The organism is Lactobacillus sp. ESL0680, from assembly GCF_029392855.1.
Classification (GTDB): Bacteria; Bacillota; Bacilli; order Lactobacillales; family Lactobacillaceae; genus Lactobacillus.
Genome location: NZ_CP113945.1, coordinates 1,611,522 through 1,627,272 on the forward strand (window position 1 = coordinate 1,611,522; position 15,751 = coordinate 1,627,272).

The following is a 15,751-nucleotide window of genomic DNA, read 5'->3' on the forward strand; positions in this document are numbered from 1 at the left end:
CTATTAATCTTGCATTGCCTTTGTTAAGGCTTCAGTAACCCTATCCAGCAATTTTGATAGATTTTCAGCTTGGTTGTTGAATTTTGAAGGATGATTAGTAAGAATTACATTCATCAAAGGTTCTTCAACGAATCTCTTAGTTACAACATATTCGTCTTCCAACTTCTTAATTGATCTCGCAATACAGTCCTTCTTAGAAGGAATTGGTTCTTCAAACGCAGAAGCCAAGTTGATTGGTGTATCTTCCCGCAAAGTAATCATGATGTAATTCGGCAAAGTCTTGTTAGCAAATGTCATTTGCGAACTAGTTGGCATTGAAAGAATGAAGGCCTTAACAAAAGCAACAATGTTCTTAACAATATCTTCATTGTTAAGGTTGTTAGCTAAAGTACCAACACTAACATTTGCATAACGATATAAAATTGCTGCATTATATTCAACTGCACCTAGCATATCAACATTGCTTGAGTCTTCTGGGTGTGAATCTTCAATTGCAGTAAAGTAATCGTATTCTGGTTTGATTTCATGAGTTGAAATTGCGTTTGCCATTTGAGCTGCTGCATTAACATTAAGTACAGAATTATCTGGAACCATCCGACCAAATAATGCCAAATCAAGAGAATTATCAGATTCCAAAATGCGCGTAACGTCATTCTTGGCAGTTTGATCGGTCAAATTATCATGAGTCAAAGCATATTGCGCCAATTTTTCTAATTGAACAGGACTAACTGTCAAAAAAGTAGACGTTAAAATCTTGCCGCTATCAGAATCCCGGTTAAATTTGAGCCCAGCTGCACCCAAAGTAGCAATAGCCTTGTCCATTGCAGCTTTTTCGTCTAAAGAACCGTCTAAAGCTGACAATTCATGAGCTAAAAGTTCTGCAATTTCTTTTGTTTTTGTACCAACTGCAGAATTTTCTGCTTTAAAGAAATCACGTACAGCCTTTTGCCAGCTTTGTGCAGAAACACGTGCACGCGTAACGCCGCCGTAATATGCGGTTTTAGGTGCACCTGTACCATCTTGGTTAATGTTAGAAGATGGTACTTTCTGTAAGATGTTCAGATCGAGATATAAATTTGTATTACTCATTCCAATTACTCCTTTTAAGTATTGTTGGCCAAATCATGTATTTTATACTTTACTTAATCCATGTATTCCTATATTTATCCACTAATAATTAGTACATCAAGTAAATTTAGTTTAGGTAGAACTTGATTACTAACTAAAAATACTTTTAAACATACATGTCATTATTATAAGCATAAATTTATTTGTTAACACATTGTTTATAACTACATATTATGTAATAAAACCATATTTTTTGCAAGGTGTTTTACAAAGTAAAATATAGTATACGAACATTAATATTCAACCAGCTATATTAAAATAGAAAATCTATTACTCACAGCTTCTGGAACACAGATTATAAATATTGTTTTGGATATTCAGTACTACTTCTTAGGTTAAAATTACCCTCATGAATATGGGGAATACTTTAAGAGTTTATTAGTTAGTTCCAGTGTCTTAGGATCACCCCCACGCATGTGGGGGAATACGATGTAACTGGCATTAACTATTACCTCCCTGTGGGATCAACCTCACACTCGTGGGGAATACTATTACTATCAGTTCCCTGATCAGGGATCACTCCCATGCATATGGGGAATACCAGCCTCCAGCCGTGTGATAATAAGTAATTCCAGGATCACCCCCATGCATATGGGGAATACGCAACTCTTCATGCAAGAACTCGACAAATTAAAGGATCACCCCCATGCATATGGGGAATACGACTTTAATCTATCTGTGCAAGTAATAAAATCAGATCACCCCCACACTCGTGGGGAATACCTATTTTTCATGATAAATCATAACTATTTTTCAGGATCACCCCCACACTCGTGGGGAATACAATAATTCCCTCAGAATGTAAATTAGACAATTGGGATCACCCCCACACTCGTGGGGAATACTAGTTAACATTTCAGAGTTGTTCAAAGACACAAGGATCACCCCCACACTCGTGGGGAATACAAATTTTTCAATAAGAAGACAAGAGGCAATTAGGGATCACCCCCACACTCGTGGGGAATACCCAACTGGCAGCTGCCTGATCGGGAGTTTGATAGGATCACCCCCACACTCGTGGGGAATACATTGGGCCAAACATTACTCAATAATATTGAATAGGATCACCCCCACACTCGTGGGGAATACTATGTTGAATAATTGTAAAACTTGCCATAAATGGGATCACCCCCACACTCGTGGGGAATACAACGGTTTTAAGTCTTGGTTCAATAGAAGTTAAGGATCACCCCCACACTCGTGGGGAATACTGCTCCCAAGAGTCATTAATTAAATTAAAATCAGGATCACCCCCACACTCGTGGGGAATACGATAAGTTCCAGGAAAAATATCGGCCACATCAAGGATCACCCCCACACTCGTGGGGAATACTGGTTCTAAACCAATTTTTGATGGTCAAACCTAGGATCACCCCCACACTCGTGGGGAATACTTAAAATCAGCATTGACAAATATGAAACTCTTAGGATCACCCCCACACTCGTGGGGAATACTGAAGGTAAAATACCTTTACAGCAATACGAATAGGATCACCCCCACACTCGTGGGGAATACAAAATCTGCAGCATCTTGTACTTTTACATAAAGGGATCACCCCCACACTCGTGGGGAATACAATTGCTGTATCTGCAAAATACCAGCTGGAGTAGGATCACCCCCACACTCGTGGGGAATACTTACTCAAAAAGACATAGAGCTGCTTAAAATAAGGATCACCCCCACACTCGTGGGGAATACTTGCCTCAGACAAATAATCAACAAGATTCTAAAGGATCACCCCCACACTCGTGGGGAATACATCCGACACACAGATTAGCAAAAGATAAACGTAGGATCACCCCCACACTCGTGGGGAATACAGCTGAGTAATGAATTGAGCAGTGAGCATGGAGGGATCACCCCCACACTCGTGGGGAATACAAATTATTAAGGGTGTAGTTGGCGATAAATATGGGATCACCCCCACACTCGTGGGGAATACTGGTTCCTTATCTAAAAGATGGTTCTAAACCAAGGATCACCCCCACACTCGTGGGGAATACCACGGGTTTACTAAAAAAACACAGAAAACACCAGGATCACCCCCACACTCGTGGGGAATACACAAAAGAAAATCTTTCATTTACCTTATGTACAGGATCACCCCCACACTCGTGGGGAATACCTCAAAATTCTTTAAAAGACAAAAATAAAATTAGGATCACCCCCACACTCGTGGGGAATACAGTAAAAGATCCCTATGTTACCAGCATCTTTAAAATTTAAGGCTGCCTTTTTCCATTAGTTTGTTCGCTAACTCCATTGTCGCCTGAGCATCAGATAATGCATTGTGCGGCCGCAAATTTTCAATATTATAAAACTTCAGAACCGTTGCTAATTGGTAATTATCAAGGAACTTTTCAGCCTTCTTGACTACTGCCATTAAGTCAACGGTTTTATTATTTAATTCCGGTAAATTGCAGGCAATTAACCCAGAAGATAAAAACGTTTCATCAAAACGAAAATTGTAGCCCATTAAAATAGAAGATTTAATAAAATCCTTTAGCTTAACAAGAGCAGAATCAAGAGGTATTCCCTTATCTTCCAGCATCTTATCAGTTATCCCTGTTAATTCAGTTATTGACTTAGGTACTTTCTGATCCAATTTAATTAGTTCGTCAAATTTTTCATAGCTGCCATTTCTCAATCTTTTGACAGCACCAATTGCAATAATTTGGTCACGATCTACTTTTAATCCCGTTGTTTCAAGGTCTAGCACCGTAATTTCTGGTTGCGGCGCCTTAGCTTGGAACTTGTTTTGTTTATGCGCCATCATTCTTGCCCGATGAAATTTTGCCGCATTACTAAAACCATATTTTGTAGTCTGAGGGACAGCATCAACATTAAGGCGCATTACCAGCGGGATGCCATCATAATCAACAACTTCATAATTTCGTCGTGTTGTTTTAATCTGATAGCCCAGCTCGGTATTGGTACTATAGACCATCGTTGCTTCACCGTTACCGATATTCTTTTCCACTCGCTGCCAGACCAAGTCACGTATTCGTGCACTAACGTTGCCAACATAGACACCTGTTTGAACTTCTTGATACCACTTGGTAAGATCGCCTCGTAATGACTGTGGGACTTTAGTTAAAGTAACTACAATCATTGGTCATTATCCTCTTCAATTTCATGATATTGGACACCGAATTTTTGCAAACCTAGTTTGTCATCCCACAAATTGATAACATTTGCCTCTTTGGTTTCTTTTACACCCAATAAATCTTGTAAATCAGTTACCATTCTCGTTAACAATTTACCACTGGCAAATATGTCCCGCATAGCAAGCCGTGTCCTAGTAGAAATATCCTTATCATTACCGTATTTGGCAGTTATCTCAAAGGCAAGCGGAATCGAAATTTCTGCCTTATACAAGTCCGCAAAATCATAAACAAATGCCAAATCATGGCCTGTATGGACAAAACCTAACCCTACAGAAGCACCCATTGCAACAATAACACTATAGCTTAAACCATATAAAGCTTGGTGGGCTTCGGTCAATGCCTTATTGATTGGTGTCTGGGACTCAAAATCATCAGGATTGTATTCACGCCTAGTCCAAGGGACACCTGTTCTCTTAGACTGTTCACGATAGATTCGTCTAACGCGACTGCCTTCCTTGCCCCGCAATTCCTGCATTGATAATTGCGAAACATCTTCACCAGGAAAACGCATCTGGTACATTTTTCGAGCAACTGCTACTCGGGTACGTTTATTCGATACTAATTTAGCTTGCGCCTCAAGCAATTGCGAAGAATGATTGAGTGAACGACCATGAGCATAATGACGAACGCCGCGCTCACCTACCCAAACGACACTCATGCCAGCATCACCAATTAATTCCATTGCTCGATGAGTAACATCAACACCCGGTCCCAACATTAATACGCTAACAATTGCCGCTGGAACATAAACAGTCCCGCGACTATCAGAAACCATTAGGGCACTATCTTGGCGGTTTAACTTAGCATGTTCAAAATAAAGAAATGTTATTCGATCACTAACCCTCGCCAATTCTGATAGTTCGGGTTTCTTAGCACCAAAATTTTTAACCATTATTTTGCCCGCGGAATAACCGTCATTAGTCCCATACCAAAGGCTTTTTCGCGACCAAGTCCGTTAATCAAAGTCTTCTTAAACAATTCAACATCAACAACTTGCAAAGTACCTTCAAACGTAACTCTACTAAGGCGTACCCTGCGGCCGCCGCGATATGACAATAAGGGCCAATCACGACTAACAATATCAAATGACTGCTCATCTGCAGTATACTTCACCCGAAAGCCAGACTTTTCTGCCCTGTCAGCCAACCATTTAGTTTGTTGGGCTACGGTAACATGAGGGAATATTTTGTTTTGATCTTTTGGTCTGTACGACGGATTAGCAGTTAACCTGAATTGCATCATCTGTCCTTGCTCAATTTTACTTAAAAAATTATCGTAATCCTTAATAATAACCGTATCAGGCACGCCATAGCGTGACAATTTATTCCGATCCGGCTGATTTTCACTAAGAACCAATAAGTATAAATTCCCTGATAAGCGGTCAAGCCGCCACAAGTGACGCAATCTCTCACCAGCACTGATTTCATCTGGAAAACTTTGTTCCACCCAATTATGAAAGGCCGAAAGTTGCGTCAAATCTTTGATTTTTTGCCGATTATCTACATCAATTTGAACTCTTGATAAATACATTTGCGCTCCTTTCTATAAAGCTGACATAATATCATGCTCAGTATCCTGTTTAACTTCTAATTCAACCGTAGTAGTTTTAACTTCGAGAAAACCATATTGGCGCGATTTTGAAGCAAATGAGATTGCCCGATCCTTCACCAAAGTATCTGTTTTATTAGCATCAGGTAGCAAATCAGCATCTGCAATAATTTCTGCTCTAAATGCAGCACGATTTTTTTGCCGCTTCTGATACCATTTTGAAGCTTGCCAAGGCAGGTTACTTAATACAGAAACCGGGTCGCCATCTATCATCGCCATCTGTAAAGCACCTGCGGGAACGTTGGCACGCCGTCCTAAGAACAACGCATAATGGGGATGTTTTAAAGCTGAGTGAATTTGCTCAATAGCAGCTTCATCGCCGCCAACAGCAGCAACAAAAACAGCATCTTGCAAGTAGTCACGGTAAGTGACTTTTCTTCCTTCTTTCCATTTAACTGTTTTAAAATGAGCTGTTTGAAAATCAGTTAGAGTTATTCCGCGCTGGTCAATACGAACCGCAAATTTCAAATCATTCAACTGCTCAATTCGCTTGTCATCACGACTATAGCCTAAGGCTGCCGCAATCATCCCAATTACCGCACTTTTTGACGGATAATCACCTGTCGTCCGCCGCTCAAAAGTCGCTTCATTACCATAAGACTGCAAAGGTGCAGTCAGCCTAATCGTTAGTGTCTTCATCTTGCATCGCCTTTGTTAAAGCTGCAGATACTTGATCTAATAATTCAGAAAAATCAGCAACTTTTGCAAATTTCCCACCTTCTTCTCGTGAAAAGACAACATTTAGTAGTGGCTTTTCTAGGATGTCATTAGTGGTATCATATTCACCCTCTAATTTTTGAATAGACTTTTTAACAAAGCCGCCTCTAGTCATAACCGGCTCTTCAAAAGCCGACACCAAATTAACCGGTGTATCTGAACGCAAGGTAATCATAATATAGTTAGGCACTGTCTTATTGGCAAACGTGTTTTGCTTACCTGTTGGCATTGATAGGGCAAAAGCCTTAACGAACGCAATAATACTTTGAACAGCATCATGGTCGCCCAAATTTTTAGCCAATTCTTTAACATTGATATTTGCATAGCGATATAAGGTTGCAGAATCATATTCAATCGTTCCCAGCATTGCGGCACCGTTAGTATCATCTGGTTGCAAATCATCTAGCGCTGTGAAGTAGTCATATTCTGGAACAATTTCATGTGTTGAAATTGCATGAGCAACTTGAGCTGCTGCGTCAACATTTAATTCAGGATTATCCGCAACCATGCGACCAAACAAAGCCAAGTCTAAGGAATTATCTTCTTTCAAGATTTGCTTAATTTCTTTTTTGGTATCTTTATCATCCAATTTGTCATGAGTAAGAGCATACTGTGCTAGTTTGTCAATTTGACCGGGGCTAACTAGCAAGAGCGCACCTGTTAAATTCTTATCTGTCTTCTTATCTTTTTTAACTTTAATTCCTGCAGCAGTTAAAATCGCGATTGCTTTATCCATTGCCTTGTCTTTGGCCAAAGAACTATCCAAGCTCTGCAATTTTTGTGCTAAAAATTCGGCAACTTCCTTAGTTCTTGTTCCAACCGAATCACTTTCGTCTCTAAAATAATCACGCATCGCCTTTTTCCAACTTTGCGAAGAAACACGTGCTCGCGTAACACCACCGTACATCGCCGTCTTAGGTGCACCCGTATCATCACGGTTAATATTAGAAGCCGGCACTGTTTGTAAAACATTCAAGTCAAGATATAAATTTTTGTTAGTCATTTTAATTATTCTCCTTCAATTTCTTTATTCGAGTTAGCTACTTTAAAATATTGTTCGCCCCATGACAAGCGAACTTTGCCAGCAGAATGATAATTTTTTTGAAAATCATATAAATCCTGAGCTAATAAAGGATAATCAATCTTTGATGTTTGATTACTGGCCTTTAGGATTTCTACTAAATGCGTTAACGAATTAATCACACTATTAATATTATTTGTGGCTAATAACGGTTGGATGCGTCGAGCCAAAGCCACTTTAACATCTTCATCCGCTCTTAATTTGGCAAGCGCGGAAAACAAGCTTACACCATCAGCTTTTTTAATCTTATTTTCTGCAGAATCACCATAAACTGATTCATCCCTGCCTTGCTGATGAATCGCATAAAAACGTACCGCAGCAAAAACCGCAATTTCACCACTAGTTGGCTCACCATTTTTACTCAAAAATTGTTCTGGTAAATGTTTCATTAATAATGGCAAAACATTCTGTGCCCGTTGACTTGTAATCGTTGCAGCACTTCGCAAACTTGCTAAAGCAGCTCTGTCCAAATTACCATCATCATAAAGTTCGTCGATTATTTTAGCTGTTACTTTTCTTATTGCATAATCATATTCCATGTAAGTCATCACTCCTTTTTGAACATTGTATTAACCCGATATCTAAAGTAATCGTTAATCGTAAAGATATTTCTCAGACCCTTATCGGTAAAAATTCCTTTTTGATCGCGTGATGAACTGGTATCCATAACCTTCTGGGCTTCAATAAAAGCATGCTTTCTGAGCTGTTTCTCCCAAAGAAGAAGCTTTTCCCCATGCTCATCTTGATTAGTTAATCCTGCAAGCCAATCTTTAAACGGCTGATTTAACCCATAATAGAACTTGGAACTTAAGCGATTAGCAAACTCCTTAAGTGAATTATCCTTAAATCCGCGAATTTCACCAACATCCCGAGCAAACTGCCAAAAGTATGTGCCAACTATCTGGGTCTCTTTAATCATTGCTTCAATTTGTGCTGGCCAACAATTTTCACTATCTTCATCAAAAAGAACATCGGCATTAATACTCATATCATCAACAACTTCAGCGACTGGTGACTGCGATGTCGCATTACCATCATCAATTAAGTCCACTGATGCCAGTGTCAATAATTTATCACGTGGAATTGCTGTCTGCCCTTTAAGTAAACGAAGCCAAACAACAACTCCTGGCTCACTGTTATTATGAGCCTTGTTAGCATTAACGTAATTACCAAAGTTGCGCCACATTGCCTTACCTAATGACTGCAATCCTCTGACTGCTGGCCGATAAGCCGCTGTCTTTTTATCATATTTCCAGACAGTCATTGGTTCAATCATTGCGTTATCACTGACGATTTTTGGTAATCCTGCACTAAAGATGGTTGGAACGCCATCCTCATTCCATTCGATATGCAAAATTCGTGACCAACTTGTATACAATTCTGCAATGTTATTTGGTAAAAGATTTTTCTTGCGTTCAGCAATATACTCTTTTGCACTTGAATATTCCCAGACCGGTCTTTGAGGTGCCGGTTCTTCTTGACCAAATAAGACTAGGTTTAACATTAAAGTTTCAAAGAGCGTCTTACCTTGAGCAAAAACCGGATTTAACTTATACAGCCAACCAGGTGAAACTGAAAATTTATCATCAGCCTTAATCTTGGTTTTATCAGTTACACCCGTAAAATTCTGGTACGTAATCAGCCATCTAACCAATTCATCAACTGCAATTTGGTTTTTACTTTCACCAGCTTTTGGTGCAAAAAGTGCAGGTGTATTGTTACTTTCAGAAATCCGGCGATTAATTTGCTTAACTGCTACTGTTCCTGTACCTTTAGCGACTACCTTATTGGCTGGCACCAATTCGTCATATTCAGCTTTGGTCACTTGATAAAAAGGATGTTCGCCAAAGAAAGCAAATTTATCAGAGTAATGCTCTAAATACTTAATGACAATATCTGTAAATTGACCTTTTTGGTATAACTTTTGCCAAGTTTTTACTACTGTCTGTTTAATACGACTCTTAGGATAAAATTTAATTATCGTAGCATCTGACAAAAATTTCTCGGTACCATTTTCTAGCCATTCATAAGGTTGGCCATCTGCATCAAAACGCGAATACACCGTTGTTAAAATTGCTAATAACAGTCGCATAACTGCCAAATCTTGTGCTCGCATTTCACCAGCTAATTGCCGGTAATTTTGGGCATTTTTAAATAATTCAATTAAAGACACTTTTTGCTCTCGACCGGTTTGTTGATCGATTACTTTAAGCCAAGAATCTGTAACTAGATTAAAGTTTTTTTCAATCATCATCATCATCCTTTGTATAACTTAAACCAAACTGCTCAGAATACTGCAATGTCCACTTACCAAGAGTAGTTGTTAAATTCTCATCTAATGGCAAGGCTAAGGCACCCTTAAGCCAAACACTATTTTGCCAATCGTCACAGTATTTATCAGTAAGTTCTTCTAAGCGTTTAATTACCGCTTCAATTTCATTAGCATACTGGGTAATTGCAGTTGGCAACTTAATTACTTGCTCTGAAATATCATAGTCTGAAACCTGAGCCAAATTTTGACCATTAATTAAGAAATTACCCTTAGTTGTATGCTTAACTAAGATAACTTCAATTGTTTCCTGAATATCACGGACAGACGCACTAGCCTTTTGTTCATCCTTATCCACATCTAATTGGTCATAATTCAACCAGCCATGAATTGATTCTTCAGGATCAGGATCATCAATTTGAAAATCACCGGCTTTTTGTTCCTCTTTTTCAATATAAAGGTTAAATTCTTTTTTTGCTTTTTCAATTCCATTAATTTCAAAATCAGTTTTAGAATTATAAACTTGTTGGACAAGATTAGAAATATCATCTGGTAAAGTAATCTGCTCTGGCAAAAAGTGATCCGTCTTCATCAATAAATATTTGTGATAAATGCTTTCATTAGCTGGACCATAATCACCAAAATCATTAATCCCCATTACATAGAGTTGTGGCTGCTCCAAATTCTTAGGTCTAACTATTTCATGTCGATGTAGCCGGCCTGCACGCTGCAAAATCAAATCAATTGGTGCAATATCCGTATAAAGGACATCAAAATCAATATCCAAAGATTGTTCTAAAACTTGGGTACCAATTACAACCAATTTTTCTGGTCGCTTACTTTTTTTATCAATTTTACCAATCGCACCTTGCAATTTTGTTTCCTGCTTTGTTCGCTCTGGTGCCAAAAAAGCAGAATGTAAGACAATTAATTCGACATCTTCTTGCGCAACTAGTTTAGCCAATGATTGCGCGCGTTTAACCGTGTTAACAATGACACCTGCTACTCCCCCTGCTTTTATCTTGTCTAAAATAGCAGCTACTAATTCATCATCAGGCAAATTAATTCTGCTAACTTGCAGCTTTTGTGTTTTCTGGTCGCTTTGACCGGGAAATTCTGAAATTTGTTTTAATTGACAGCCATCAAGAATACTTACTAATGGATATGCTTGATTGTTTTCCCAATCAGCTGGTGCCTTAAATTTTAAAGCAAATTGCCAGCCATACTTACCAATTAAATATGATTGTATCAATAACTTTCTTTTTTCTGTTGGTAATGTTGCTGAGAGAATAACAATCGGAACATGATATGTACCTAACCATCTAATTGCCTTATACAAATATTGACTCATGTAGGCATCATAAGCATGGACCTCATCAATCACGACTACTTTGCCGCTCAGTCCTAAATGCTTTAAGAAAAGGTGCTTCTGCTTTAATCCCATTGAAAGAAGGTTGTCAATCGTGCCAATTGTAAACTTAGTTAAGATCGACTTTTTCCCAGAAAACCAACTATTAACTGTGATTGCTCCCTTATCTGTATCATCTACCACATTTTCGGCATCAGGTAGCTTTTTATATTCATCGTTAAATATTTTTTTACTGTGCATTAAGTCAACTGAAAAGTCGCATTTTTGTTCAGCAGATAATTTTTGCAGCCAATGTTTAACTCGGCTAAACATTGCATTACTAGTTGCCTGCGTCGGCAGACCCATAAATAAGCCATCTGCACCGGTAATATATGCGAGCTGTTCAACAGCAACTAAGGCTATCTCGGTTTTGCCTAGCCCCATAGGTGCTTCCACAATAACCATTCCTGGATCAGTTGTTTCACCAATTGCTTTAGTTATTGTTCTTTGAACAGGTCTTGCTTCAAATTCCCATCTCTTTTCATACGGATCAGTTGCTTCAGAAACTTTTTGCGGCTCCCATTCTTCGCTAAGGTACCAATTATGCATTGCCTTTTCAAAACGTTCTTCCATATTTAAATCATGCCAAGTTTGATCTAAACCAATTAATGGAAAGAGGTCTTCGCCATTATGGGTGTGTTCACTTGAAGCCAGCCAATCTGCCATAATAATTAAGCCTTCTAATATCACAGCTTGCGGCTGAGTAATGTTCGGTATATCAGTGGCACTTTCATAACCCGCTGTTGCTAAACCGTAGTCAAATAATTCTTTTTGAACCTGCTGCCAAGGCCTTTGTAGGGCTTTATTTTGATCGCTTTGGTAATAATTAGCTTTTTGGTTTCCAATTTCATTATACGGGGCATCTGCTTCTGGCTTACCATGATGGCCGCCAATTAATGCAGCAACATTTTCAGGCACGCCAAATTTTAATAATAAGGCCTCTCCAGCTCGATTATGAGGAGATTCTTTTCGCAAAGGCAATTGCAAATCATCAAGATCAGAAAACCCCTGCCTTATTAACTTTTCAATTAATTCAGAATCCAAATTTTTATCATTGGCATATGATTTTTTAGTTTGAAAAGCTGGGGTGGACTTTCCGATATCATGGATAAAGCCCAAAAACTTAATTAATTTATGAATTTCATCATCAGATAAATCGCCCTTTAAAAATTGGCGCTGATTATCAGACAGCCATTGATTATATAAGAAGTTAATTACATTTTTAGTATCCGTTAAATGAGCAATCAATGGTAACCAACACTGTTGACCGTTTTCGGTGTTTTTCTTACCCCATAGGGCTAGAGTCTTGTTTGATAATGCTGGCATGCTTGCCTCCTTGTTTAAATTTAATTTTAATATTAATAATTAAGTTACTTTAAATATATACCCATAAAAATAAAATTGCAAGCGCTTTTCAAAATGATTGTAAATAAATAGGCTATGACATTACGTAATAGCCTATATCACCCCCCACTTATGTGGGGAATACCATATTAATATTTATAATTAACGGATGACCCTCATATACATAAGGAATACATCTTTAATTATAACATCTTTAAATAATGTAAAAAGTTAAGACTGTCTCAACAGAACGAGGAGTATTTGCATAAAAAATCATCAAGCCAAATCATATATTGTTGTAAATAATTATGAGCTTTAGAATATTTCATAAACTATACCAATTGAAAAAAGCCCAGGAAAACCTAGACTTTTAACAGCTGAACTACTTACGCAGTTTGTCAATAATGTCTTTGACATCATCGAGTACATCTTGAGCTTTTACAAACACAAGATACAGCACAATCAGAGTGACTAAATCTAGCACGAGTCTCACCTCCTTTAAACAAGCTGACTGGGCTTGTAAAAAGTGCGCACTAACGTGCTTTTTTATTTTACCAGATTCTTAAGCTGTGGTATACTTCAGTTACAATCAGATAAATCTCAGCACGAGATACTTAACGTGCATGCAAGTTGACTACTTGCAAGGCGCCTGGGGCGGTCATAACGACCGTCTTTTTTATACAAAAATAGCTCAGGGAAAACCTGAGCTATTTTGCTGTTTTACTTGAACAACTTATCTAAAAACTCAATGAGTTTATCAAGAATTTGTTCTGTCTTGGTCAAGACAATGTTAAACAATATTAGGATAATGATTTCGTACACGCTCTTACCTCCTTACTGGAAGCTGGTCAACTTCCTAAGATGTGCACATTGTGTACTTTTTTATTTTAAGAAATTTAGTAAACATGGTATACTTAAATGAATTAGGATAATGTGTTCTACACGTTCACATTGTATGCAATGCAAGTTTGGTCACTTGCAAGGCGCCTAGGGCGGTCATAATGACCGTCTTTTTTATACTACAAAAGTAATGTTAATATACACATTGTTATATAATATTGTTGTAAATAAAAAGGAGTTCTACTGGTAACAAAACTTCTTAAACATAAGCTTCCGCCTTCAAAGAGCGGTGGTCGAAATTATAGTTTAACTAGAAGGCTATCCCATAACTTGCCAAAGTTTATATGTGGGATGCTTTTTTGTTTCCAGAAAGAAATACATGACTTGTAACTCAAAATCAATCTCCACGCATGTGAGGAATACCAATTTACTAAACTTGGGTAACCAACAGGATAAACTAGGTTAGATATACAATTTTAGTAATCTAAATTAGCGATAAACATTGTTGTTACTACAGGATCATCACTACCATACATACCTGCAAAACCGATAGAAACACCAATTCTTGTACACTCTGAATTTTTTAACAAATCTCTATGACCCCAATTTGCACTTGCATCATTATAAATAAACTCATTAAAAGCATCATCGGCTAAATCATTAGGATTTCTAGTTAAAACTTCGCCAGTTTCTACTTCTCCGTGAGCACTAATTGATCCATCAGGGCGAGTATGCTTATCGCTGGTGTGGTATTTTTCGTGATAGTTGCCGGCTTCAATTGCTCTTTGAGTGGCGTAATCATGTAATTCGGGATTAATAGTAAGTGGTTTAATATCGGCTTGAGCACGCCAATTATTTACATCTTCCACAAATCTTTTTTCGACTGCTAGTTTGTAATCTGTTGTAAGCATATCCTTTGTTGGTGCTGCAGTTTGTGTATTGTTTTCTGAATTACTTGCTGCAGGCTTATTTGTGGAATCAGTAATGTCCATATCAGGATCAGGGACAGATTTAATCCATTTGCTTTCACCAATTCTGTACCAAGTCATTCCGTCACTGGTAATCATTGTTTCATAAATTTTATTTTTACCGGTCACCCATAATTGTTGCTTCTCACCATTTGGTTTCAGGTAAACTTGGCGACTGTCATCTATATTTATGTATGAAGTTGTGTCTGTTACTTTTTTAGTGTTTGCTTGTTTAATGTAACGATTCTTTTTGAGCTTTAAGTAATTTTTACCGTTAATTTTTTTAGTGGCGGCAATTTTTTGCTTAGTGCCCTTTTTTAATGAAGGGCCACTTACTTTATGTCCAATAGAGTTATAAATATAACTGTTGTGTGTTAAAAGAACTTGGTAGGTGCTGGCTGCAAAAACCGTATTCTGGTTGTTTGATTGAGCATTGCTTAAGCCCACTAAGCCCAAGGCTAAGGTACTGCTGGCAATAAATTTAAAATACTTACTTTTTTTCATGATTTTTCTCCTTTATCTAGAAATATGTCTTTATCATAACTGAAAAAAATTAGTCTTTCAGAAAAAATATTGGTTTAGTGGTTAAAATTTATTCCCACTCATATTGTAAAAATCATAATATAGATTATCGGAAGTTCTGAGAAGCTTTACCAAACTAAGACCAAAATTGCCAAGAAAAAGTTTGTGAATTTTTCATATTTCACGCGTAAGAATTCTATTAAACTGGAATTCTTATTTTTTACTATTTCACAAACTAGACCCATTTTGAAAATAGCTCAGGTTTTCCTAAAATAAGAAGTAGATCTGTTATAACAGCAATTAATAACATGTAAAAATGTAATCGTATTTTTTGACTTTGCTATATGAAATGTGATATAATGGGAGGCAAAGCCAAGCAAAGCCATGTTAGGGGCTGACTTTGTAACTATTTTTTTGACAATTTAGTTATATTATATTATAGTAAAATTGTAAATAAAAAGAAGCACATTGGGGAATGTACTTCTAGTGTAGCTTCCGTTATAGACGGTAGCATTACAATAGTTTAATTATGAAAACGTCCTATTGGTTGCCATGCTTTTTAGGACGTTTTTTTGTTCGTCGGTGTATAGTACTTATAACGTTTAAAACAAAATCTACCATTATTAGAAATAAGACTAAATAGTTGAATAACTGAACACGAGGCCAGTTCAACGACAGGATAGGAATAAGGTTAATTA

The 15,751-nt window shown here is 37.6% G+C and carries 10 protein-coding genes and 1 CRISPR repeat array; all 10 genes read right to left on the reverse strand.

Annotated elements, in window-relative coordinates:
* Nucleotides 1-3 precede the first annotated feature (3 nt).
* Entirely contained in the window at nt 4-1,089 is a 1,086-nt protein-coding gene (gene cas7e / locus OZX58_RS07745; RefSeq protein WP_277140907.1) for a type I-E CRISPR-associated protein Cas7/Cse4/CasC, read from the reverse strand.
* A gap of 378 nt (nt 1,090-1,467) precedes the next feature.
* Nucleotides 1,468-3,315: direct repeats of the CRISPR family, unit length 28 nt; unit sequence GGATCACCCCCACACTCGTGGGGAATAC.
* Nucleotides 3,316-3,344: 29 nt separating this feature from the next.
* On the reverse strand, nt 3,345-4,241 hold the full coding sequence (gene cas2e, locus OZX58_RS07750) for a type I-E CRISPR-associated endoribonuclease Cas2e (RefSeq protein ID WP_277140908.1): 897 nt from the start codon (nt 4,239-4,241) through the stop codon (nt 3,345-3,347).
* Entirely contained in the window at nt 4,238-5,188 is a 951-nt protein-coding gene (gene cas1e / locus OZX58_RS07755) for a type I-E CRISPR-associated endonuclease Cas1e (RefSeq protein ID WP_277140909.1), read from the reverse strand. Before cas1e ends, cas2e begins: the two co-directional genes overlap by 4 nt.
* Complete coding sequence (cas6e, locus tag OZX58_RS07760) at nt 5,188-5,826, reverse strand: type I-E CRISPR-associated protein Cas6/Cse3/CasE (protein ID WP_277140910.1); 639 nt, start codon at nt 5,824-5,826, stop codon at nt 5,188-5,190. Before cas6e ends, cas1e begins: the two co-directional genes overlap by 1 nt.
* A 12-nt stretch (nt 5,827-5,838) precedes the next feature.
* Complete coding sequence (cas5e, locus tag OZX58_RS07765) at nt 5,839-6,543, reverse strand: type I-E CRISPR-associated protein Cas5/CasD (protein ID WP_277140911.1); 705 nt, start codon at nt 6,541-6,543, stop codon at nt 5,839-5,841.
* Entirely contained in the window at nt 6,524-7,624 is a 1,101-nt protein-coding gene (cas7e, locus tag OZX58_RS07770) for a type I-E CRISPR-associated protein Cas7/Cse4/CasC (RefSeq protein WP_277140912.1), read from the reverse strand. Before cas7e (OZX58_RS07770) ends, cas5e begins: the two co-directional genes overlap by 20 nt.
* Before the next feature lie 5 nt (nt 7,625-7,629).
* The gene (casB, locus tag OZX58_RS07775) at nt 7,630-8,241 is read right to left on the reverse strand and encodes a type I-E CRISPR-associated protein Cse2/CasB (RefSeq protein ID WP_277140913.1); all 612 of its coding nucleotides are present in this window, start codon (nt 8,239-8,241) and stop codon (nt 7,630-7,632) included.
* Nucleotides 8,242-8,249: 8 nt separating this feature from the next.
* Nucleotides 8,250-9,953 (reverse strand): type I-E CRISPR-associated protein Cse1/CasA, encoded by a 1,704-nt coding sequence (locus OZX58_RS07780; protein WP_277140914.1) that lies wholly within the window; start codon nt 9,951-9,953, stop codon nt 8,250-8,252.
* Complete coding sequence (gene cas3 / locus OZX58_RS07785) at nt 9,946-12,705, reverse strand: CRISPR-associated helicase Cas3' (RefSeq protein WP_277140915.1); 2,760 nt, start codon at nt 12,703-12,705, stop codon at nt 9,946-9,948. The genes OZX58_RS07780 and cas3 overlap by 8 nt, the downstream gene beginning before the upstream one ends.
* Nucleotides 12,706-14,039: 1,334 nt before the next feature.
* Nucleotides 14,040-15,035, reverse strand: coding sequence for an SLAP domain-containing protein (locus OZX58_RS07790; protein WP_277140916.1), 996 nt, complete (start codon nt 15,033-15,035; stop codon nt 14,040-14,042).
* Between the last annotated feature and the right edge of the window lie 716 nt (nt 15,036-15,751).